General features: G+C 50.6%; 18 protein-coding genes. 12 read left to right on the forward strand and 6 right to left on the reverse strand.

The annotated features are described in order from the left end of the window. The first annotated feature begins 43 nt into the window (after positions 1-43). The 3 genes from OCV80_RS14780 to OCV80_RS14790 all read left to right on the forward strand — a co-directional run bounded on the left by OCV80_RS14780 (position 44) and on the right by OCV80_RS14790 (position 2,726). The gene (locus OCV80_RS14780; protein ID WP_181446428.1) at positions 44-691 is read left to right on the forward strand and encodes a hypothetical protein; all 648 of its coding nucleotides are present in this window, start codon (positions 44-46) and stop codon (positions 689-691) included. 201 nt (positions 692-892) lie between these two features. Further along, entirely contained in the window at positions 893-2,197 is a 1,305-nt protein-coding gene (locus OCV80_RS14785) for a DUF4417 domain-containing protein (RefSeq protein ID WP_136891154.1), read from the forward strand. A 304-nt stretch (positions 2,198-2,501) separates the two neighbouring features. Then, entirely contained in the window at positions 2,502-2,726 is a 225-nt protein-coding gene (locus OCV80_RS14790) for a hypothetical protein (protein WP_119311689.1), read from the forward strand. A gap of 514 nt (positions 2,727-3,240) precedes the next feature. Here the strand turns inward: OCV80_RS14790 and OCV80_RS14795 are convergent. The 5 genes from OCV80_RS14795 to OCV80_RS14815 form a co-directional block, all read right to left on the reverse strand. Next, on the reverse strand, positions 3,241-4,437 hold the full coding sequence (locus OCV80_RS14795; protein ID WP_119311688.1) for a mandelate racemase/muconate lactonizing enzyme family protein: 1,197 nt from the start codon (positions 4,435-4,437) through the stop codon (positions 3,241-3,243). Further along, positions 4,434-5,144: a FadR/GntR family transcriptional regulator gene (locus tag OCV80_RS14800; RefSeq protein WP_119311687.1), complete on the reverse strand. Its 711-nt coding sequence runs from the start codon at positions 5,142-5,144 to the stop codon at positions 4,434-4,436. The genes OCV80_RS14795 and OCV80_RS14800 overlap by 4 nt, the downstream gene beginning before the upstream one ends. A gap of 350 nt (positions 5,145-5,494) precedes the next feature. After that, entirely contained in the window at positions 5,495-6,535 is a 1,041-nt protein-coding gene (locus tag OCV80_RS14805; protein WP_136891151.1) for a TRAP transporter substrate-binding protein, read from the reverse strand. A 56-nt stretch (positions 6,536-6,591) separates the two neighbouring features. After that, entirely contained in the window at positions 6,592-7,884 is a 1,293-nt protein-coding gene (locus tag OCV80_RS14810; protein ID WP_025543650.1) for a TRAP transporter large permease, read from the reverse strand. Next, complete coding sequence (locus OCV80_RS14815) at positions 7,885-8,367, reverse strand: TRAP transporter small permease (RefSeq protein ID WP_025543651.1); 483 nt, start codon at positions 8,365-8,367, stop codon at positions 7,885-7,887. Between the two features lie 312 nt (positions 8,368-8,679). On the opposite strand from OCV80_RS14815, the gene OCV80_RS14820 reads away from it, so the two are divergent. The 3 genes from OCV80_RS14820 (at position 8,680) to OCV80_RS14830 (ending at position 10,276) form a co-directional block, all read left to right on the forward strand. Further along, positions 8,680-8,946 (forward strand): hypothetical protein, encoded by a 267-nt coding sequence (locus tag OCV80_RS14820; RefSeq protein WP_119311685.1) that lies wholly within the window; start codon positions 8,680-8,682, stop codon positions 8,944-8,946. A 192-nt stretch (positions 8,947-9,138) separates the two neighbouring features. After that, entirely contained in the window at positions 9,139-9,651 is a 513-nt protein-coding gene (locus OCV80_RS14825) for a hypothetical protein (protein WP_197714232.1), read from the forward strand. Next, the gene (locus OCV80_RS14830; RefSeq protein WP_036626848.1) at positions 9,578-10,276 is read left to right on the forward strand and encodes a hypothetical protein; all 699 of its coding nucleotides are present in this window, start codon (positions 9,578-9,580) and stop codon (positions 10,274-10,276) included. The genes OCV80_RS14825 and OCV80_RS14830 overlap by 74 nt, the downstream gene beginning before the upstream one ends. Positions 10,277-12,874: 2,598 nt before the next feature. Here OCV80_RS14830 and OCV80_RS14835 read toward each other — a convergent pair. Further along, on the reverse strand, positions 12,875-14,668 hold the full coding sequence (locus OCV80_RS14835; RefSeq protein WP_158629735.1) for a PrpR N-terminal domain-containing protein: 1,794 nt from the start codon (positions 14,666-14,668) through the stop codon (positions 12,875-12,877). A 239-nt stretch (positions 14,669-14,907) separates the two neighbouring features. On the opposite strand from OCV80_RS14835, the gene OCV80_RS14840 reads away from it, so the two are divergent. From OCV80_RS14840 to OCV80_RS14865, 6 genes are all read left to right on the forward strand, one after another. Continuing rightward, a complete protein-coding gene (locus OCV80_RS14840; protein WP_267288532.1) occupies positions 14,908-16,995 on the forward strand; it encodes a transketolase C-terminal domain-containing protein in 2,088 nt (695 codons plus the stop codon). A gap of 12 nt (positions 16,996-17,007) precedes the next feature. Then, positions 17,008-17,781, forward strand: coding sequence for an SDR family oxidoreductase (locus tag OCV80_RS14845; protein ID WP_021750610.1), 774 nt, complete (start codon positions 17,008-17,010; stop codon positions 17,779-17,781). 12 nt (positions 17,782-17,793) lie between these two features. Next, entirely contained in the window at positions 17,794-18,291 is a 498-nt protein-coding gene (locus OCV80_RS14850) for a tripartite tricarboxylate transporter TctB family protein (RefSeq protein ID WP_021750609.1), read from the forward strand. 47 nt (positions 18,292-18,338) lie between these two features. Continuing rightward, complete coding sequence (locus OCV80_RS14855; protein WP_021750608.1) at positions 18,339-19,292, forward strand: Bug family tripartite tricarboxylate transporter substrate binding protein; 954 nt, start codon at positions 18,339-18,341, stop codon at positions 19,290-19,292. A gap of 68 nt (positions 19,293-19,360) precedes the next feature. Further along, positions 19,361-20,854, forward strand: a complete 1,494-nt coding sequence (locus OCV80_RS14860; protein ID WP_021750607.1) for a tripartite tricarboxylate transporter permease — start codon at positions 19,361-19,363, stop codon at positions 20,852-20,854. A 105-nt stretch (positions 20,855-20,959) separates the two neighbouring features. Continuing rightward, complete coding sequence (locus OCV80_RS14865) at positions 20,960-21,985, forward strand: zinc-dependent alcohol dehydrogenase (RefSeq protein ID WP_021750606.1); 1,026 nt, start codon at positions 20,960-20,962, stop codon at positions 21,983-21,985. The last annotated feature ends 225 nt before the right edge of the window (positions 21,986-22,210 follow it).

The following is a 22,210-nucleotide window of genomic DNA, read 5'->3' on the forward strand; positions in this document are numbered from 1 at the left end:
GGAGAAAATCGAGCGCTGGCAGAGCGATGCCAGCTGCTGCAGCATGAGCAAGTCCGTGGAAAAGGCGGCGAACTTCTACACGGCCTACTTGACATCAGACGATAGTAGCGTGCTGCTCTCACCAGCGATCCAGTCAGCCATCGACGGTCAGCTGCAGGTGCTCAAAAAGCAGATCAGCTACAAGAGGTATATTGTGACGGAGATCATTCCGAATGACCGTCGGCCTACCCGCAAGCAGGACCAGCTTATCACAAAGCCGACGAAAGACTTCATGGATGTGAAAGAGCTGCTGGAGTATGAGGACTATGTGCAGAAGCCAACAAAAGCTCATGCGTCGTCACTCATCACCCTGATACTGGAGGAATACTGGAAACAGGTGCAGCAAACGGACGGCTATCTGAAGTACATCGCAATGCAGCCTCGCGCGGAGCGTCTCGGCTATAACAACGCACAGGCATGGCGGGCTTTGCTCCGTGCTCACCACAATGACATCGCAGCGGCTATGCACTTTCACGTGAGCTATATCTTCCAGCACAATGCGGCTGCCGTGACTGCACAGCCGAGGCTGCACATCGACTGCAAGCAGATGCAAGAGCTCCAGAAGCTGCGGATCGCTCTGGGCCATCAGCCAGACAACCACGAAGAAGAACAAACCCGGTCCCGGGGCGGCATGACCATGAAGGGGTGGTAAGGTTCTGCACTGCATAAAACTCAGATGCGAATTCTGAAAATTGTTTCTGCTTTGAATAATTACAGATTCTTTCGTGATACTCCGTCTTTTTATTGCTGATTTAAAATTGCTCATGTTGCGGCGCGAAACTGTATAACTTTTTCCAATCGGGAGCCTGTATGTAGGAGGACTTATTCCTTACTTCACACAGGAGGCCTATTTATGACCGAAGAAAATTACAATTACCGAACCAGTCAGGCGCTGCTTCGCAATCAGTTTCCCGGCAACGGAAAGTTGAAAATCCCCATCATTCCCATGTTCCAAGAAAAGCCCGGAGACTTTGACGACCTTTTGTTGATAGGCTTCGACAAGACCCATTTGGAGGATCAGAATCATCTTGACCGGATGGTTCACTTCTTCCTATATGACTATCGTTTTGAGCGGGTTTGGAAGCACCCAGATAATGACGTCGAAAAACTGTCCCGCTACCGTGCGGTGCTATCGCCGGATTTCAGTATGTACCTGGAGATGGCGCCTGTCATGCAGATTTACAATGTATTTCGTAATCGCTGGTGCGGTGCATATTGGGCATCCAAAGGAATCCGGGTGATTCCTGCCGTCAACTGGGGAGACGAATCTACGTTTGATTTCTGCTTTGAGGGGATTGAAAAAGGAAGCGTTGTTGCTGTCTCAACTTATATGGCCACAGAGCATGACAACTGCTGTGACCAGAAAGAATGGTTCATAGCAGGATATGACGAGATGCTGCGGCGCATTGAGCCGGAAAAAATCATCTGTTACAATACACCGTTTCCTGAAATGCAGGGCAATATCATCTACGTGGATTACGAGCGTAGTTTCCGTGGTGAAGATTTGGACGCCTTTAAAATCGGCAGCACATCGAGTGGTGATCGTGATACAATAGAGCCGTACCTGATTGGCAAAGGCGGCGGCAGTGCTTATGGCGCAGACTGGAAACCAAACCCTAAAAAACCAAACGATTGGAAGTTCTTAGGGAATCCGGGCGATATCAATCAGACATATAATAAACACGGAGAGCTTTATGAGACCCATATTGGCCCAGATGGTAAAGCCGATTATGAGATTCATCATTCAGACCATGGTAACCCGGGGGAGCATGTAAATCCCCACGCCCATGAAATTATATGGACACCAACAGGTCCAAGCTTTAATCCTATGGATATGCCATTGAAGCGATTCATACAAAGAAAGGAGATTGTTTCCATGACTCCTTTGATTCCCGCTAATACACCCGAACAGAATCAATTTGTTTCAATCAGTGATTTTAAATGGTGTGTGGACAAAGGCGGTGAAATCGACTTTATTTGGGATGGGAAAGAATACGGGATCAGCCATTCCAGGGGACGAATCATTGCCTACCTGTGGGGGCAGCCTGATACTACACAATACTTCGCAACAGCTGACGATGTCCTGAACTATATGGTAGGATCTGACCGCCTGCGCGATGTGATCACGCAGGTTACTGTGCTTGACCGGACTATCTAAGATAAAAGTGTCTTGTCTGCTGCTTATAAACCACCGGTATTACCGGATTTCACAGGCCGTTTCATGACACGCGGACGATTGGAGTATCCTTCGGGGTACTCCGATTTTTTATTGTTAATTGGAAAGCGGAGCCGATTGCTCTGGCCATCGGCGTGGATGCCAAGACCCGCTCCGGCATCCTGGACCACACCAAGGCCAGCTTCCCCTTGGACACCTACGCCAACGTCACCGACGATATACAGCGGCAGGCGGCCCAGGTGATGGACACCTTCATGACCGAGATCTTCGGAAAGGGGCTGATACCATGGCAAAGCGGCGAAAGCCCGGCAGCGGCAATCAGATCGGCGACCACCTCTGGGAAGGGCGGTATTCACCCGGAGGGCCGGACGGCAAGCAGAGCTCCCGGAATGTCTGCGGCCATACCCCGGAAGAGTGCGAGGAGAAGCTGAGAGTTCTGATTGCCGCCATGAAAGCGAAAAAAGAAACTCCCGCGGATGCGGGAGTTTTCCTGTCTGTGGTATTTCTGTAGTCAATCAAAAACACCAAAAAAATCGGGGCACTGCAAATACGCAAAAAGCAAAGAAAAGAACCTGATTTCTCGTGAAATCAGGTTCTTTTTGGCAAAGACTACTGGACTCGAACCAGCGAGCTTCTGCGTGTGAATCGTACGCTTTTTCAGTTGAACTGTATGGCTATATTGGTCGCTTTTTGCTGAAGAAGTTGCATGGGATGAATTTTTTAGATGTTTGATTCTGAGGGGGGAACCCGAAAATCGGACGAGAAATTGGAAAGGACAACCGGGCCTACGATGGAAGTCCATATAGATGCGAAGATAAACTAGGTGCGGAAAGAACGGGTTGTCCTGTCCTTTTCGCTCTATTTGTTGTTTTTAGCTGTTAACGAGGGTAATTATCATCCGATCTACTCCACTGCCTCTATCTGCGTTTTTCCTGTTAGGGGCCGATGCTTGGGGCAAGTTCCCATCGCAGCGGATTTGAAGCTGCCATGCTCGGCACGGTCTGTATCTCAAAAAATTGGTTACCTTATCGGACCTCGATATGTCCCAGCGATTCCGCCATGGCCTTGTCAGAAAGCTCCTGCCCTAGGCCAGGCAGATCCGGCACAGTCAAATAACCGTTTTCCGGTACGTAAGCGTACTTTCCGTAGGACACACAGTCAGGATGCGCTGCCATATGGTAGGTTTCGTGGATGTAAAAATTGGGGATGGCGGCTTCCAGCTGAATGGCAGCGGCCTCCGCGATAGGAGTTCCGGCTACATGGCACTGGACGCGGACATCATAAATGTGTGCCAGGTCGCAGATCTTCTTGGCCTCGGATAGGCCTCCGCAGTTGGTGATATCCGGCTGAATCACAGAAATAGCTCCCTGTTTGAGCAGCTGTTCAAAGCCCCAGCGGGTGTGGAAACGCTCACCAGTGGCCAACGGTGTCTCGACTCTCCGGGCGATCTCTCCGTAAAGGGCGGGATTGAAGTTAGAGGTGGCCTCTTCGATCATCAGCACGCCGTACTTGCGGGCGATCCGCTCCAGCTGCACGGCCGCGGTCACATCGGTCCCGCAGAGATTTTCCAGGATGATGCCCAGCTGGTCACCGCACCGCTCCCGCACTGCTGCCAGGCGGGATTCTGCAAGATCCAAAATCGTTTTCTCCAAGGGACCGGTGGTCATCTCCCGGGGCAGGGGCTTTGCCTGCTCGTCAAAAGCCACGGCATTGAATTTGACGGCAGGATACCCGTCCTTCTGGATCTTGGCGCAGGTATCGGCCAGCTGCTGTATAGTGGCCTGTAGGCGGTAATCATCCAGATAACCCAAATGGCACTGGGAGAGATAACACTTGAGTTTGTCACGATGCTTGCCGCCCAGCAGAACATAGATGGGGACCCCCAGCTTTTTGCCCTTGATATCCATCATGGCGGTGTCCAAGGCACTCATGGCGGAGTAGACCGTCACACCGCCTCCGCTGAGGTGTCCCCGGAGCACATTATGGATGTCCTCCCAGATGACCTCGTTGTTCATGGGGTCCTTCCCCAAGACCAGCTGAGAGAGGTCCTTGAGCATATAGGCCACGCCGTTTTCACCGGTTCCTACGGAAATGCCGGCTTCACCATACCCGCAGATCCCCTCGTCCGTATTGACACGGCACACCGCCGGACGAAAAGGGAAGGGGGAAAACTCCTCACCGACATGGCGCAGGAGGAAAATGTCGACGCTTGTAATCTTCATGGTTCAATCCTTTCTTGGAGTGCCAAAAATTTATCCCTCCGGTTTTGTGCGTGGGCCCCCATCACATTTTTGGCAGATACCGCGTCATGCGCACAAAAGGCCTGTATCAGTCGCTCATGGTATGGAATACCTTCCTCCGCGCCCAGGGTCACATAGGTGCGATGCATGACCGGCTGGAGAAACTCCAGTAAAAGCGCGTAAGTCTGAACCACCAGGGAATTCTGCGTGATCATCGCGATTTTCGAGTGAAATTCCACGTCCACATTGGTCAGCGCCTCCAGATCGTTTTGATCCTTGGCGGCAATCAGGCGCTTATGGATCGCTTGCAGTTCCGCCAGCTCCTCCTGGGTGCAGCGCTGGACAGCCATGGCTGCCACACTGTCCTCAATGAGGCATAGAAAATCCAGCACTTCCACAATATCTTCAAACTGCAAATCGCCGATAGGCACGATATTGAGCATGTAATTGCCGGAAATCTGCCGCTTGACATAGGTTCCGGTGCCATTTCGGGTCTCTACCATCCCATAATCAGCCAGTGTACGGATGGCCTGGCGGACAGAGCTCCGACTGACGCCTAACGTTTCAGTCAACTCCTGTTCAGAGGGCAGCTTTTCGCCTTCCTTCCAGGTCCCCTGGAGGATCTGGTCCCGCAGCTGTTCAAAAACCTTCTCTGCAATATTCACTCGCGTAATCTGTTTGAGAGCCATAAAGTCCACCGTACCTTTTGTCAAAGTTTGGTATGTATGGAAAATGCATACAATCCTTTACAAAATTATCCTAACAAATACAAGCATTGTCAAGGCTGGGTTTCGCCCAAAATCCAGAGTCTTCTGCACAGGACCAAGGAAATCGATTCACAGCTCTCTGAACACTCTGCCTCATATTCTCTTTCTGCTGTCCAGAGAAGACCAATCCGGAAACAGTGCGATCCGCACCGCCAGTCTCATCACCGGCTCCGGCTCATCGGTCAGGTGGGACAGTAGCCAAACATTCGGGGCCAAAATGATTTTGAAAGAGGCAGGGGGGCTTTTCACACCCCCTGCCCTCTCTATATTGCTTATTCCGCAACGGAAGCAGTTTCCACCTGTGCCAGCAGGCTGTCCACCAGATCGGTGCCGATTTGTTCGCGGACCAGATCGTAGACGTTGGCGGAGACATCAGCCATCTCCTGAATCATGGCGGGCTCCAGAGTGATGATCTCCAGGCCGGCATCCTGAATGGTGGACTTCTGTCCTTCGATGCGCTCGTCGGCCATTTGACGGGCATACTGATGGGCCTCAGCAGCGCACTCACTGACCAACTGCTGGATATCAGCGGGCAGGGCGTCATAGGTGGCCTTGCTGCCCACCATGTTCAGAGTGTGCAGCAGATGATTGGTCTCAATGACATAGGCCTGGGGCTCATACAGCTTGTTGGCCACGATCAGGTCATAGGGGTTCTCCTGAGCGTCCAGAGTACCTTGCTCCAGGGACATATACAACTCGCTGAAGTCAGCGGGAGTGGGGTTGGCGCCCAGAGCCTGCCAGTAGGCGATGTGGTTGGGATTCTCCATGGTACGGATCTTGATGCCGGAGAAATCAGACATCTGGCGGACCGCCTTGCTGCTGGTCATGACGCGGAAACCGGAATCGGCATAGCCGAACAGCTTCAGTCCGCCGGCTTCATAGGCGGCCTGCAGCTCCGCCAGAATGGGGCCGTCCAGCACTTCCCGGGCGGTTTCCAGGTCGGGGAACACGTTGGGCAGGTCGAACAGGGCGGCCTCAGGGATATAGTTCACCAGAGAGCCGGTCATGCCCACGATGAAGTCCACGGAACCGGCAATGCAGGACTCCGTCAGCTCCGCGTCGCCGCCCAGGGCGCCGTTTTCATACAGTGTCACGGTGACAGCACCATCAGAGCGATCTTCGATCAACTCCTTAAACTTGGCTGCCAGCAAATGGTTGACGGAATCCTCCGCAGTGTTGGTGCCTACAGAGAAGCTGTAAGTTTCCCCGGCGGCATCCCCGCCAGGCTCCTGCTGTGCAGTCTCTCCGCCGCCGCAGGCGGCCAGAGACAATGCCATTGCCAGGGATAAAAGCAGAGCCAATAACTTTTTCATGGGAATATCCTCCTTAAAAATAATTAGAACTATGAACGGGCAGCTGCCCGGAGCTCTTACTGCAGCAAGAACATGCTGATCTGGGGCACGAAAGTGATCAGCAGCAAGGCGATCAGGAACGCCAGGATAAAGGGAACTGCCTTTCTGGCGATATCGAACACAGATACTTTTGAGAGGTTGCTGGCCACAAACAGGTTGGCGCCCATGGGCGGGGTCACAAAGCCGATGGCCAAGTTCACGCACATGATGATGCCGAAGTGGATGGGATCGACCCCGATGGCCTCCGCCACCGGCAGCAGCACGGGGGTAAACACCAGGATTGCCGGACCGGTATCCATGATCATGCCCACAAACAGCAACAGTACGTTGATCAGCAGCAGGATAACCACCTTGGAGGAGATGGCACTGAGCACCGCCTCGCTGACGATGGTGGCTACATTCATCAGCGTGATTACACGGGCAAAGGCCACGGCCGCGGATAGAATGATGAGGATAGGGGCATAGGAATGAATGCCTTCCAGCATGATTTTCGGAAGATCCCGGATCTTGATGGTGCGATAGATAAACAAGCTGACGATCAGAGAGTAGAAGATGGAGATGGTAGCCGCCTCTGTGGGGGAGCAGATGCCGCCGTAGATGCCGCCCAGAATGATGACGGGGGACATCAGCGCCCAGAAGCCCTCTTTGAGCACTGTGCCCAGGCCTTTTGCCCGCAGTTCCATGCATTTGGCGTTGAGCTTGTCCTTATCCTCTCCATGGATCTTACAGTAGATGTAAGAATAGACCATCAGGCACAGGGCGATCAGCACACCAGGCAGGAAACCGGCCAGGAACAGCTCGGAAATGGAGGCGCCGGAGGCGTTGCAGTACATGATGTAGGGGATACTGGGGGGAATGATGATGCCCAGACTGCCGGACACGGCCACCAGTGCGGTGGCAAAGGTCAGGTCATAGCCCACACTGGTCAGCAGGGGGATGCACATAGAACCCACGGCCGCGGTAGTAGCGGGGCCGGAACCGGAGATGGCACCGTAGAACAGGCATGTAATGGTCACCGCGCAGGGGAGACCCGCTGTTCTGTTGCCGACAAAATACGAGAACACATTGAACAGCCGCTCAGAAATCTGCCCCTTCGCCATGATCACGCCAGCGATGATAAACAGGGGAATCGCAAGCAGGGGGAAGTTGTTTAAACCACTCACCATGGAGCGGACCGCAGCGTCCGCCGTATAGGGGAAACTGGCGTCCACAATGGAGGGAAGCAACGTCACAAACGCGAAAGATACACAGATGGGTACCGTCAGTACCAGCAGAAGGACCAATACTCCGAAAAACAACGCCAGAGACATTTAGGGCGCCTCCTTTCCGATTACGATTTTGGTTTCCGCCACGATCCGGCCCAAAGACCGGAAAATGGAGAGAGTCAGACCCAACAGGGGACCCGCATAGACGATCGCCAGGGGTAATCCCAGAGCAGGGCTGGTCTGTCCGGCGGAGGACGTCACCATGTGCCAGGCGTTGACCGACAGCATAGCAAACACCACGGAGCAGAACAGGTACACCACCATATTCAATCCCGCCCGAACGCGCCGCGGCATCCACAATACGAAAGCGTCAATGGAGATGATGGAGCGGCACTTGATGGAAAGACTCAGTGTGAGAAAGCCCGTCCACACAAATAAATATCTGCTCACTTCTTCGCTCCAGGTCAGGGAGTTGTTGAACAAATAACGGCAAACTACCTGCAATCCTGATACTAGCGTGATGACCGTAATGATGATGCACAGCAGAACTTCCTCAAAATTGTCCCAAGTCCATCGAAGTTTTTTCATATTGCCCTCCTTAAAAAGTTCTCCCTAATAACTAATCGATAGGACGTCATCTGTCTGACAGCTGATAGTTAAATAATAAATTTCATTTTATCTTTTGTCAATAATTTTACCTTTTGTTTCTCTGATTTGGCTGACTAACCAAAAAACGGAGAGATCTTTTGTCTCTTATACCAGTCGACCTGGATATAGACCCTATTCGATCTGGGGCGGCAGTTGGTTGCAGGGCTCTTTGATCTCAAAGAGGTTAGAATAAACATGCAGTTTTCTTCATACGTAAGCCTGTATTTGAGAAAACTCTCAGGAAGGAAACCTATGAGCAAGGAGGCAACTGGTGAAAACGGCGCTGTTCTGGGGAGCGGTGAATATTGGAACCGCGTAAACCGCGCCGCTTTTTTTGGCACGCTGATGCAAAGACCGTCAGAAACGAATTACCACGAAACATTACGGGAGATGGGGAACCGTGCCGGCGCCGCAGTGGAAGAGATCTACGACGACTTGCAGGAACACATAAACGTCATTCGCAATATATCCTCTGATCGAAGGAGCGCACTTGCCAAGCAGGTACAATCACTAATATGATGTATGCAGGATGTCCCGCAGTTTTTGCAGCCATAGCAGTGACTGCATAGAAATCCTGAATCTATCCTCTTTTTATCTCCCAGGCAGTTCTTTTCGTGATGATCGGGCTATCCAAACAGCAATTCAAAAAATTAAGAGCGGTTCGGACTTCTTTACCAGTGAGTGTCTTGATTTACTTCAAAAGGCTGTGGATTGGAGTATTTCCTTTGCGGCGGGAGGGATGCAAGAAAGACTGCATTTCCGCAGGATATTTCACAGGGAAAGGATAAAGAATTCTTACGGGATGTACTGAACACATACCGCAGCAACAATAAATCGGCAGATCTGCGGGGGCGTTGTGGGTATTCCATTGGCAGCAGAGAATATCTGAACTATGCGGAACGGAAAGTCCCTTTGCAGGATCTTCCTGCCATATGCAGCGATGACTACGATGGAGGCATAAAGGGCTCCTTGGAAGATATCGTGCGCCAATTACAGCGGGATTTATCGCAAAACGAACGAGAGAACAACTATATCACAGACGATACAGCCCGCAACCTGCATGCCGCTGTTAGCGAACTGGAACACTGCGGGATCAGCACAGGCATTTCTGACAGCATGATCGAGCGGCTGGCATGGTTTGTGGGTGGCAATGCAGCAAGAACTCGACGAATTGAATTTAGGCGAGCGGCTGCTGGAGGACGGAGTTTGCGGAAAAAAGACTGACGGTGCTCGTGAGAGCTTTCTGGCTGAATTAGCGCGAGGCACCTTTCCAACTCTGGCATGGCTTGACCCGCTCCAAAGCAGTTGGACGAGGATTCTGGCTGCAACAAAAATCGCACGGAATGGACGGGATTTTCCATATTTTGTATTCTTTGGAAGTAATATGCCGCTTTTCGGTGCCGATTTGCACTCCCATAGAGGGAATACAAGCTATTACCTTATCAATGTGGATCCTCTCACAAATGCTTCGGCGTGGCAGAAAAGGCTTCCATCCGGACTGGATCATACCGAGATTTCCAAAGTAGTCAGGATCGCAGGGAGAGTGCTGTTGGTCGCGGGTGCAGCACTGGATGCTTTGGGGCTATGTGATGTCATTGACGGAGATCTGCATGACGCCCATCAGAAAATTGGCAAAAAGACTTATAGTACAGCTGCAAGTATTGGCGGCAGTTGGGCAGGAGGTGCACTCGGCGCCAAAGGCGGCGCTCTGGCAGGTGCTGCAATCGGTACGGCAATTTTGCCGGGACTTGGCACTGCTGTGGGCGGGATTGCCGGCGGATTGCTCCTTGGTGTTGCAGGTTCCTCTTTGAGAAAATGGGTAATTGATATCACAGATGTGGGAGAGTAACTATGGTTTTCCGAAAACGAAAAGAAAGAACTGACAGGTTGCTTAACGAACTGCACCTAGGGGAGTTTTGGCTGATGCCCGGAGCGTTCCGGGCAGAGGAAGCAACTGCCGGTATGATGGGATCATACGGACTACCCGGAGGATATGGGGCGCTGGCGGCCTCGGCCGAACAGGAGGAAGCACTGCGCCCCTTCCATACGATTGTACAGCCACTGTGGAAGAGGTCAGTGCCGGGCTACCTGTGGCGCTGACCGTGTCGGACTATACCGGACATACCTGTGCCCTGTGGGAGGCGCGCTTTCCAGAACTGCGCCAAATGGCGTTGGAACAGTGCCGTTGGTTCAAAGAAGAGGAGGTGGGCAAAGGGGAAAGGCATATATTTCTCTTTGACCGGCTGCCGGCTGCCCAAAGGATTGTATACATCGCTCTATCAGTGTATCCAACCAGAGATTCCCCGGGCGGATGTCTATCTGAATTGTTCTATTCTGAAAAAAGAGTTTCCTCTTCATTTTGATGAAGGTTCGACTCCGGAGAAGAGCGCTCTTCTAAACCTGCATGTGGATTGGGGACATTTGGTACTCATTATACAAACCGCACCAGACTTTCCGATCAAAAAGCTCGCCAAAGAGCTTGCAGACGCGTGTGAGATGGAAGGCCGGATTTTTTCTGGCCATACAAAAAGACTGTAACCATTACGGCAGCACCGGGCAGGGATTTCCTGCCCGACACTGTCCAGCTCTATCAGATACTATCGCCGTATTGGTCGGAGAAGAAGCTAAAAGTTTAAGCATGTTTTTTGAGACGAATAAAAGAAAAGTCCCTGATTTTACATAAATCAGGAACTTTTCGACGGAGACTACTGGACTCGAACCAGTAACCTCCTGCGTGTGAACAGCTTTATGAAACTTTTTTGATTGTTTCCGGCGGTTTTTAATCATTTCTGCTCCATTTCAATTGTTTCCCGGGCGTGATTTACTGTGCAAAATCCGCTTGTTCCACAAACTCCTGTGGTACAAGCTGTGGTCTGACTCTGTTATGTCGGCTAAAGTTCCGATTACTTATTAGTGAAAAAAGAACATCCCAATCCCCAGGGGCAAGCGGACAAAAAGATGGACTGGAAAAAGGCGGAAGAGATGTATTCTTACGAAGAAAGGAAAAGCAATGGTACAGTTTAGTCCGGAAGAAAAAGCGGAGGTATCATTTCTATATGGGTGAGATCTGCTCAGCCGTGGAAAATACCCTTTGGCGGGATTTTCATGCGGGCTTGCTCATCGTCAAATGGGTTATTGACATTAGGAGTTCCTTATCCCCGCTGGCTGAGAAGCGGCGAGTATCCGATCGCCAGTTTAGACTGGGAAGGGCGTTACCGCTGGTAGGGCTAAATTCAAAGCTTGGAGCAGGCTGAACTCACTTGCTCCATGTCTCAAAGGAGGTCACTTCCCCGACAATGCAGTCTGCGTAGGAAGGACGGTTGAAGAACGAGCTGTTTTACGGGAGTTTCTAGGAAAGCACATCTGTTTTCTAGTTCATTAGCAGTGTAGATCCCTGCATGAATATGGTATAACGATGGCAGAATCAAGCTATCCTTGGGGGCGATGAGATCTGCCACATACAGGCGCACCTTGAAACTCCCCATTTAGGTCCAACTTCTTGTTCGCATCTCCCTGGGCTCCAATACTCAAAATTTGTACCGCAGTAAAGTGTATAGGAGGTGAGTAAACCAACTGGAGTGGGCTTTTATCTTTGCTCGGGATTGTTATAAAGCCTATATCTAACCCACGCGGTACGCAAGACTGTCAGGAAAAGCTGTTCATATCTGAAATTCCCAGATTTCAATACAAGGCCTAGTTCCAGCTGTTCGATGGGCTACAGTTCCAGCACGCCAGGAGCGATATCTTGCCACGCCTGATTTTTGCCGCCAACTACTGCAATGTCTACCATAAACTTCCATACGGCTTATTAACCCTTGGATATACGTTCCGCGCCAGATCGCTGGCAGTCACTTAATTCAACAGGATTTACAGCGGAATGCCTCCTGTTTGCAGATTTTATAGCTTCTTGCAGTACGGTTTCCGTCTGTTCACCAGACAGCAGTTGTTCGGGATCAATACGAACGGCACTTACTCTGCTTTCCAGGTAAGCCTACACTTACCTTTGTACCATGGCGGAATAGCTTCCAGAGAGAATTAGGTGAGGTAAAGTCTCATTAGCCGCCAGTTCTTTCAGATTCAGCTTGCTTTTCGCACCTTTTCTGATGAGGCATCTAAGATATACCAGTAGTCCGGAACCACCAGTCAGCAGCGGTAAATGTCAAAATTTTCTGCAGCCTGTACCCCGTTTCCATAGTGCGCCCATTGACCAGCTATGACGGATACAACACCGTACACCAGCTGCTGGTCAGTTCCAGCGCTACTTTTCCGTTTCCAGTACCATCCAACAAAAAGCCTGTAGTCCGGCTTTGCAAAAATGACGCGGCTTTACTGCCGGTAAAATTATTGGCAATGCAGCCTATCCAGAGCTGGTTGTCATTCCAATCCGCAATTTTCCTTTAGTAATGGTGTCGCCAGCGACTTTAAGCCGGCAGCTGCACGCCCGTATTTAAGCATGGAGCTTACGCCAAATCGTATTTCTGCTAATTCCCAGCCGCCTTGCCGCAGCGGACTGGTTCATGTTTTCCTCCATCAGTACATGCTGAATAATATCCCGCTCAATTTCCTCCAGCGGTTTTGTGATATCAATTCCACTGTAATTCAAGTATTCCGTCTCCTCCGGGGGAATAGTATTGTCATTTAAAAGCAGGGTCTGTGCCTCTTTCAGAGTAATCTGTGCTCCCTGTGCGGTCAACACTAATTGCTGAATAAACGTTTTTAACTGGGATAAATTGGTATTCCAATGCTGCTGTTCCAGCAGAGCCACGACCCCTTCTTCAAATCCCCGGATACTCTTTTGATATTCTTGATTTGCCGCAGTTAAAAAAATCTGTGAGAAGTCCGTAATGGAATCAGGAAATTCCCGTAGAGGTGCCAGGATTACATGGAGAGACGAAATCTTCTGGTACAACGGATACAAGAACTGGTCATTGGACAGAAGATGGTGGATCCTATTCGTTGCCGAAGCGATAATAAAGTGCCGCTGATCCGCAGCAGAATCAACTATGTAGGCGCTCAACTCCTGCTGCAGTTCTATTGGAAGTAAGTGAATGTTCTCCAGATATAATGTGCATCCGTTTTCATTCAAAGGTGATGCAGTTTTATCCAAAAATGCATTCCAGCGTTTCCTGGTCAGTAGGTTGCAGCGCACAAAGATGAACGGAGCCATTGGCTCCTTGCGCAGGCCATGCAAATAATAGGCCAGACTGCTTTTTCCGGTACCATATTCTCCCAAAATCAACACAGGCGGCGGAGACACGGATGCGGTGACAATCTCCGCCACCGCTTGTACCCGTGGGTTATTCTTTTGAAGAGTATTGATAAATTCCGGGGACAGTGTCACTGAAAGCGGTTTTTCGATGGTAATGTCTGCCTGGGAGGCATATCCCTTATGCATCAGTGAAATGAAGAACAGGAAGCAGTCCTGATTGCGATAAGAAACCCTTTTGCCGATAATTTCGATTCCCTGTGTTCCGATTTTTTTACAGCCCCTATCGGTGGACTGCTGCAAAAGCACCGGAATAAATAGCAACAACTCTTTTTTAAAGGTTTGATGATCGGTAATCTCAAACGCGCGATTGTCAACAATTACGTTGCCTATCTGGTCCATCAGGATAATCCGGAATTTTAAATTATCAATAACTGTCTGAAAAATCTGAGTGATCTCCTGCCCCTTTTCCATCAACTCCGAATAATAGATGGCTGCAATAACGGACTGGCGGATACAATCCTCTGATGACAGAATTAGGAGTCCCCGAAGTCCGTTTGCCATAGCAGCATTTACGGAAGGCACATCCCCAATAATCAAAGAAAATCCCCGGTCAGCCAGTTCCGCCACCCGTTCCTTAACTTCTGCGTAGCGCACCTCGTAAATCTCCGTGTTTTTCAGTTGAAGCACTTCAAATACTTTTTTGACGGAATTAATAATGCTGGAATATCCGACCACCGCCACACGCTGATCGCTGAATCCCGGTTGGTTAATAGCCCGCAGGATATCCAATAAGGATACATCCACTTCCACCACCGGCACAGAGGTAAACTGCCGAAGAATCGCCGCAATTGCACCACGAGTAATGATTGCGTCAAAGGCGTTAGGTGGATAGGAGTTAAAAATAGAGATTGCCGTAAACTCATCTCCGGTATGCATCTCAAAATCCACCGTAGGAAACTCTTGGATGACGGGCGCGGCAGTCTCTTGGAAGGACAAATATGGGGCAATGATTAATATACGGAATCGTTTCATGGGCCTCCTCCCTCCATTTTTATTCGATTCAAATTGTAGCATATAGCAGGTTTTGTGGCAAGTAAAATCTTATTTGAGTTAATATTGCTACAAAATATAGCATTATTTTGCAACACATACCTTGATGAATGCTATTTCTCTCTGTAAAATTACGGTATAAAGCAATCTGCACAGCATCATTTTTGTGCATTTTGCTCACTCGAATACAATACCATTTAAAAAAATGGAGGAGGGCCAAGATGGACTTGAGCTGTGATTATCTGAAAATGAAACACCCGATCGCCCAAAAGGCGCTATATGCGCTGCTGGAAGTCAAGGATTCGGACCTTCGTTTGGATACGGTATATCAGGGAAACCACGCTGTAGACCAGGGAATCCACATCGGTGGCACCTTCTCAGAACTGATTCCACTGATCGCGCTTTTTTACGGAGGTTTCATTCATGTAAATGTGGAAGACCCCACTGCTCGTGAAAGTGACATCTACGTACAGAGCAAGGGACACGGTATAGCCGGTATGGCATCGGTCTTTTCGGATTTTGGTTTCTTTGACAGAGCGCTTTTGGAGAATTCCCGCGGAAGTGACAGCGATCTGAATGGACATCCTGGCCCTATCCTGCCAGGAGTACATATCGCGACGGGACCTTTAGGGCAGGGCATCAGTGCCGCTGTCGGCTTTGCCATGGCGCAGAAAATAGAGGGTGTTGGGCGGACATTCTGCCTGATGGGAGACGGGGAACTGCAGGAGGGCATTCCATGGGAGGCATTCATGTTTGCCTCTGCCAAAAATCTGAACAATCTGTGCATTCTCATCGATCACAACTATGGACAAAACGATGACTCTCACCGTCTCATGCTTTCCATGGGTAGCTTGCGAGAAAAATTGGAGAGCTTTGGTTTTGATGTTTTGGATGTCAACGGTCAGGAGTACGAGCCGATTTACCATGCGTTGGAGCACTTCCAACATCGGATCGACAGCCGCCCCATGGCCATCATCTCTGAATGCCGCAAGGGTGAAGGTGGTTTCTCCAAAGCCACCGAGAGCCACAAGACCACCGTGGGGCAGGATCTGGCGGAATGGGAAATCCATCAGCAGACGCTCCGCAGGGAAACCCGCATTAAAAACTTGTGTCATTTTCTACAGGCTGCAAAGGTGCGTGCGCCGGAGGAATATGAGCAACTCCTGCACTGGGCTTCCAAGATGGGGATTGATGTACAGCAGGATGAAAATGGCCCTGTGGGTGTTATACGCCGCTATTCTCAACGCCGCACCAAACGGGCTGCTCCCCGAGACAAGACTCTGCATTACCAGGAGCGCGACCTACCCGATCCCAAAATCGGAGATAAGCTGCAGTGCAGCAAAATTGCCGCGGATATGGTAGCAGCCTTTTCCAGAGACCCGAAAATGATTACTTTGGACGCGGATATGGGCCTGATCTCTGGTCTTCAGCCCGGTATGCTGAAACATGCTGGAAACCGCGGCATCAATGTAGGCATTGCTGAATCCAACATGAGTGGCATCGCCGAGGCCTTTGCCGCAAAAGGCTATAACGTCTGGCACTCCACTTTTGGCGTCTTTTTTGACTGGCGAGTTTTGCGCCGGATTACGGTCAGTCAGCAAGAGCGAATGGAATCAATTTCCAAAAGTGACGGCTGGCTGTCCGAGGGCCATCAGCTGGATATTACATTGTTCTCTACCGCTAGCAACATTGACACCGGTGTTAACGGCGCCACCCATATGAGCATCGACGATGTTACCGCGCTTATGCAGCTGCCTCACTTGCGGGTAATCGATGTAGCCTGTCCCCGAATGATGGTGGCGGTCATGAAATGGATTGCCAAGGGTAGCAAGGGGCTGGTGCTACTTCGGCTCACACGAGCCGCTTCTGAAACCATTTACCCTAAATCCCTGCAATTTGAATACGGAAAGGGCTATGTCCACGGAGATCCTCATGCGGACACCGTCATCATCACTAGTGGCCGAGGCATTTATGAGGGACTCAACGCCCAGAAGGCGTTACGGGAACAGGGACGCGAGATCGCCGTGGTGGACATGCCTTCCTTTGATGCAGATCTGGCTGCGCAGCTGACCCAACAAGGCAAACGAATCCTATTTGCCGAACAGAATAACGGTTTCCTGTTTGCCTCTTATCTGGACGAAATGTACCGGCGAGGAATCGCTTGGTCGCCGGAAAAGATTACCACCCTCAGCACCCGCACCAGAGAGCGAAAAGCACGGCATCTGCACTCCGGAACCTATACACAGCTGGCAAAACTCTGTGGCCTGTCTGCAGAGGATCTTGTAAATACGATCACATTTGAAATGTAAAGGAGGGCGCATATGGGCTTTGACATGAATGCTTTTTCCCTGGCAGGGAAAAAAGCCATTGTTACAGGTGGCGCAAAAAAGACCGGCCTGTGTTATGGTATGGCTGTCGCACTTCATGACGCCGGTGCAGAGATTGTCATTCTGGACGCAAATTCACAGGTTGAAAACACGGTGGCAGAATTGGGTGGCGCCAAATCTGGATACCACGCCGTGGTAGCAAATCTATTGGACCTCAACGATCTCAGCAACGGGTTTCAGCAAGCGATTTCAGCTCTGGGTGGACGGCTGGATATTCTGGTCAACGGTGCCGGACTTCAGTATCGCTGCCCCTCCGAGGAGTTCCCCGAGGACGCTTGGGATCGCATTATGGGGGTCAACATCAAGGGCGTTTTCTTTATGAGCCAGCTGGCTGGCAAGGTGATGCTGAAACAGGGCAAGGGAAAAATTATCAACATCGCCTCCACCAATTCTTTCATCGGCCTGCGGAACATGCCGGCGTATGTCTCCAGCAAGGGCGGCGTCAAACAATTGACCATGGCGCTCTCCTCTGAGTGGAGCGGTCGCGGCATCAATGTCAACGCCATTGCTCCCGGCTACATGGACACCGAAATGAGCAAGGATCTGCAGCAGATGGAACAGGGCAAACAGCTCACTAAGCGGATCCCTATGGGAAGATGGGGGCATCCCGAGGATCTGATGGGTACTGTCGTATTTCTGGCCTCATCTGCTTCCGACTACATTAGTGGTGTGACGCTCCCGGTGGACGGAGGTCATTTGGCAAGTTAAGGAGGTGGGTAAATGGCCATTCGTAAGCGCAACGATTTCATTTTAAGCATTCTCTCTTTTGCAATTGGATTGTTCCTGTTCGCATCAGAATCAACTGTTAGTGGTGTCATGCTGTTTGTCGGACTTCCCTTTCTGGCGGAACCCCGCACCTTTATTCAAGGCATCGGTATTCTGCTGATGGTATTCAGCATCCCTCTGTTTCTCAAATCAATCAGTCTGAAGGGTGAGCGGGACTCTGGCAAATTCAGGTTGAAAAAGGAAACGATCATTACTCTGATTGCGCTGCTCCTTTTCGTTCCCGCCTATGAACTAATCGGTTTTCCCATTGCTTCTTTCCTGCTCACTTTCTGTCTGAGCGTTGTGTATGGTCTTTGTGAAGAATCGCAGCGGGAGGAGCATGAACGTACCAGCAAAAAAAAGTTCTATCTTATCCGGTTTGTCTATTCTCTTGTTGTCGTAACCGTTCTGGTCCTCGTATTTACACAGATCCTGCATGTCAAGTTCTTCTGAGTCCGTTCTTTCCTACATTTCGTTATTTTGCTTAGGAGGAAAATTATATGAAAAAGAAAAATATCTTGGCACTGGCCTGCGTATTTCTTATGATGATCGGCATTCTGTCGGGCTGCGGTGGCGGTGAAGAAGCCGCTTACCCGGCGGAAGACATCTCGTGTCTGGTCCCCTACGCCGCTGGCGGCGGCACCGACAACATCGCCCGTGCTGTGGCGGCCAACATTGATCTACCTGTGTCCATCGCCTGCTCCGTTATGACCGGTGCCGGCGGTTATACCGGTTCACAAGAATTTTCCACACAGCCCGGCGACGGCTATCACATTATGTCTCAGAGTCCCCTGGACCTGATTTGCTACTATCTGACCGGTGTCAGTGAGGAAAAACTCTGGGAGAAGATGGAGCCGCTTCCCTGCATGGTAATCGATCCCGGCATCGTGGTTACCAATCCCAACAGCGGGATCAACAGTGTGGAGGATCTAAAAGCAATGGATCCCGCTGAACTGACTTGGGGATTCATCGGTGCCCGTCAGCAGATGGTCACCATCCAACTGCTCCAGGGGCTCGGCCTGGAAGGTGCCACCCAGGTTCCCTACGACAGCGGTGCTGACGCCATTACTGCCATCATGGGCAACCATGTTGATGTCAGTTTCATGCAGGTGGGCGATCTGGGCTCCGCCGTGGAATCCGGCAATGTGAAACCCCTGCTGATTGTGGACGAAAAGCGCTGTGAAATTTATCCCGATATTCCCTGCACAGAGGAACTGGGAATTGAAGCCACCGGCGCCCAGTATCGTGCCTTCTTCGCCACCAAGGATACCACTCCCGAGCAGATTCAGTATCTGAACGATAAGATGGCAGACCTTCAAGATGACCCCGATTATCTGGAGGCTCTGGAAGGCTTTGGCTTCCTGCCTGGCTTTATCCCGGCCGATGAGATGGGGGCGAAAATTGAAGAGTGGTACAACATCTTTGCTCCGATTTATGAGGAGTACCTCAAGTGACTCGCTTCTCACCCGCGCAAAGCAACGTCAAATCGCTCTCGCTGCTTGAAATATAGGAGGTGTCGTGAATGCAGCTATTTGCAGAGGGCTGGGCTTACCTCATGGCGAACCCAATGTCGTTTGTCTATATGACTGGAGGCATCCTGATGGGTATCATCTTTGGATGCATCCCTGGCTTGACGGCTGTTTTAGGCGTTACGTTGATGATTCCTTTTACCTACGCCATGTCTGCTGCGGAAGGCCTTTCCACTCTTATCGGCATTTATGTTGGCGGCATCAGCGGCGGCCTAATCTCTGCGTGCCTGCTGAAAATTCCCGGGACCTCAGCATCTCTTGTCACCACCTGGGACGGCTATCCCATGGTCAAGCGTGGCAAGCCGGAGGCTGCACTGTCTCTTGGTGTGTTTGCCTCCTTGATTGGTGGCACATTTTCTGCTATTGTCCTGGCGACCATAGCGCCGCAGCTATCCAAGGTCACATTAAAGTTCGGGCATTGGGAGTATTTTGCACTGATTTTTTTCAGTATCTGCGTAGTGCTCTCCATGGTCAGTTCTAGCGGAGCCAAAGGCGGAATCGGATTGTTTTTCGGCATGGCTATCGGCTCTGTGGGAATTGACCAGGTCACCGGCGTAAACCGGTTGATGTTTGGCCAGTGGCAGCTCAGTTCCGGCATTGGCCTGACCGCTTTTCTGATGGGGCTGTTTGCCATCAGTGAGGTTCTCAGCCAATCCGGTGAATTGTCCGGACTGCGGATAACAACCCGGGTGCGGCGTGTCCCCTTTATCCCCCCAAAGGATGAGCGGGATGAAATGTGGAAAGGCATCACCATCGGCTCTCTGTTAGGTACCTTCACCGGTATTTTACCGGCCGTGGGTCAGGATACTGCCACAGTGCTGGCCTATAACCAAACCAAAACCATGTCCAAGCACCCGGAAAAATTCGGAACCGGATATGCTGCCGGTATCGCAGCATCTGAGAGCTCCAATAACGCTGTCAACGGCGGAGCCCTGATCCCCTTGTGCTGCCTGGGGATCCCAGGCGACAACGTGACAGCTGCTCTGATTGGCGGTCTTATGATCCACGGTCTGCAGCCTGGACCCATGCTGGCGGTGGACGCCCCGGAGGTGATTGGATGCATTATGCTGGTGTATTTTCTGGCAAATATTGTAATGTATCTGATGGAAACCGGCCTGATGAACATTTTTGTTCAAATGATCCGGATTCCCAAGTCCCTTCTTTTTCCTGCTATTTTGGTCTGCTGTGTTTTGGGCGTCTACGCCATCAACAACCGCATTTTTGAAGTGTTGGTAATGGTAGTTTCTGGAATCGTTGCCTATTTTCTGTTGAACTATTTCAAACTGGATCTGATTGCAATTCTGCTGGGATACCTGTTGGGGCCACTTCTGGAAACCTACTTGCGGACAGCCATGATCGCCGACCAGGGAAACTTGTTGGCTTTCACACAGCACCCCATTGCGCTGGGTCTCATTGTTGCGGCTGTTATTGTCTTAGCGGGACAGGCCTTCTTCCGAAAGTCCCGTAGAAAAAAGCTGTTGCGTTAGCAGGCAATACCTCCGCGCAGGAATAAGGCAACAGGCCGGCCCGTCTTTCCGGCGGGCCGGTCCTTCCTTTCATCTGACATTCAATTTGAAAGGAGCATATTTGACATGAAAGCAGCTGTTCTAACAGCACCGTATGAGATTACCGTTGAGAAGCGGGGAATGCCTCAAATTCAGGGGCCACAGGACGTTTTATTTAAGATTTTGCAAACTGGTATCTGCGGCTCTGATATGTTGGCATTCCGTGGAGGGCATAAAACCGTGCAATATCCCCGAGTCCTGGGGCACGAGTGTGTAGGTGAAGTTGTCGCAGTTGGCTACGAGGCGGAAAAGAAATTTCTCCCCGGCGATCTCGTTACAGTACAGCCTCAGTTGATCTGCGGTACCTGCTATCCGTGCCGGCACGGCAGAATCAACGTCTGCACCCACAAGAAATTTATGGGTATTAACGAAGACGGTTTTTTCACGGAATATTATAAATGTAACCAATTTAACATCGTGAAGCTGCCGCAGGGAGTAACCCATGACATGGGTATGCTGGTAGAACCCTTTGCCGTAGGAGCTAATGCAGCGGAACGGGCCGGAGCTGAACAGGGGAAAAATATTGTAATCGTGGGCGCAGGTACCATCGGCAACTGCACAGCACAAATAGCTGTGGCTAGAGGCGCTAACGTTTTAATTACAGACATTAAAGACGGACGGCTTCAATACGCACAGGACTGCGGCATAAAAAACTGCTGCAACACCAATCGGGTTTCTCTTGCGCAAGCCATCGATGGGGCATTTGGTTCTGCAGGAGCAGATGTATTGATTGACTGCTGCGGAATCCCAGAAATGCTGCAAAACATGGTGTGTTGCGCACAAAATGCTTCTCGCATTGTTTTGGTAGGCACATATGGGCGGGATATTCTGATGAATATGACACACCTGCAACGAGGAGAAATCGATATTATCAGCGTCATGCAATATGTCCGACGGCACTACCTACAAGTATTTGACCTCATGCAACGGGGAAAGCTGCATCTGGAGGGCTTTATTGGGGCCCGCTTTCCTCTGTCAGGCCTTCAGCAAGCTTTTGACTATCTTCATGAACCAAATACGGATGTAATGAAAGTTGCAATTATGGTGCAGTAGGATTGACTGCTGCCTCCACCACGCGGCACGGAGAGGCGTACCATTCAAAGGCCACTGTTTGTTTCCTGGACCCCACGGATATAATGAACCTGATTCAGCATTTACAGTTTGCATTACATAGTAGTGCGTTTGCTGAAGTGGGAAGATGAAATTAGTTTTGGCTGAAATAAGTACTTTGACATTTCAAAGCTTGCGCCGCAGTAAACAGTACAGAAGTCCGGAACT

Source organism: Oscillibacter acetigenes (genome assembly GCF_025567605.1).
In the GTDB taxonomy this organism is placed as follows: Bacteria; Bacillota; Clostridia; order Oscillospirales; family Oscillospiraceae; genus Oscillibacter; species Oscillibacter welbionis.

Bases quoted from the DNA above. Each gene is read 5' to 3' on its own strand.
- OCV80_RS14780 (WP_181446428.1), top strand. From the start codon at position 44: ATGAGCAAGTCCGTGGAAAAGGCGGCGAACTTCTACACGGCCTACTTG.
- OCV80_RS14785 (WP_136891154.1), top strand. From the start codon at position 893: ATGACCGAAGAAAATTACAATTACCGAACCAGTCAGGCGCTGCTTCGC.
- OCV80_RS14790 (WP_119311689.1), top strand. From the start codon at position 2,502: ATGGCAAAGCGGCGAAAGCCCGGCAGCGGCAATCAGATCGGCGACCAC.
- OCV80_RS14795 (WP_119311688.1), bottom strand. From the start codon at position 4,437: ATGAAGATTACAAGCGTCGACATTTTCCTCCTGCGCCATGTCGGTGAG.
- OCV80_RS14800 (WP_119311687.1), bottom strand. From the start codon at position 5,144: ATGGCTCTCAAACAGATTACGCGAGTGAATATTGCAGAGAAGGTTTTT.
- OCV80_RS14805 (WP_136891151.1), bottom strand. From the start codon at position 6,535: ATGAAAAAGTTATTGGCTCTGCTTTTATCCCTGGCAATGGCATTGTCT.
- OCV80_RS14810 (WP_025543650.1), bottom strand. From the start codon at position 7,884: ATGTCTCTGGCGTTGTTTTTCGGAGTATTGGTCCTTCTGCTGGTACTG.
- OCV80_RS14815 (WP_025543651.1), bottom strand. From the start codon at position 8,367: ATGAAAAAACTTCGATGGACTTGGGACAATTTTGAGGAAGTTCTGCTG.
- OCV80_RS14820 (WP_119311685.1), top strand. From the start codon at position 8,680: ATGAGCAAGGAGGCAACTGGTGAAAACGGCGCTGTTCTGGGGAGCGGT.
- OCV80_RS14830 (WP_036626848.1), top strand. From the start codon at position 9,578: ATGCAGCAAGAACTCGACGAATTGAATTTAGGCGAGCGGCTGCTGGAG.
- OCV80_RS14835 (WP_158629735.1), bottom strand. From the start codon at position 14,668: ATGAAACGATTCCGTATATTAATCATTGCCCCATATTTGTCCTTCCAA.
- OCV80_RS14840 (WP_267288532.1), top strand. From the start codon at position 14,908: ATGGACTTGAGCTGTGATTATCTGAAAATGAAACACCCGATCGCCCAA.
- OCV80_RS14845 (WP_021750610.1), top strand. From the start codon at position 17,008: ATGGGCTTTGACATGAATGCTTTTTCCCTGGCAGGGAAAAAAGCCATT.
- OCV80_RS14850 (WP_021750609.1), top strand. From the start codon at position 17,794: ATGGCCATTCGTAAGCGCAACGATTTCATTTTAAGCATTCTCTCTTTT.
- OCV80_RS14855 (WP_021750608.1), top strand. From the start codon at position 18,339: ATGAAAAAGAAAAATATCTTGGCACTGGCCTGCGTATTTCTTATGATG.
- OCV80_RS14860 (WP_021750607.1), top strand. From the start codon at position 19,361: ATGCAGCTATTTGCAGAGGGCTGGGCTTACCTCATGGCGAACCCAATG.
- OCV80_RS14865 (WP_021750606.1), top strand. From the start codon at position 20,960: ATGAAAGCAGCTGTTCTAACAGCACCGTATGAGATTACCGTTGAGAAG.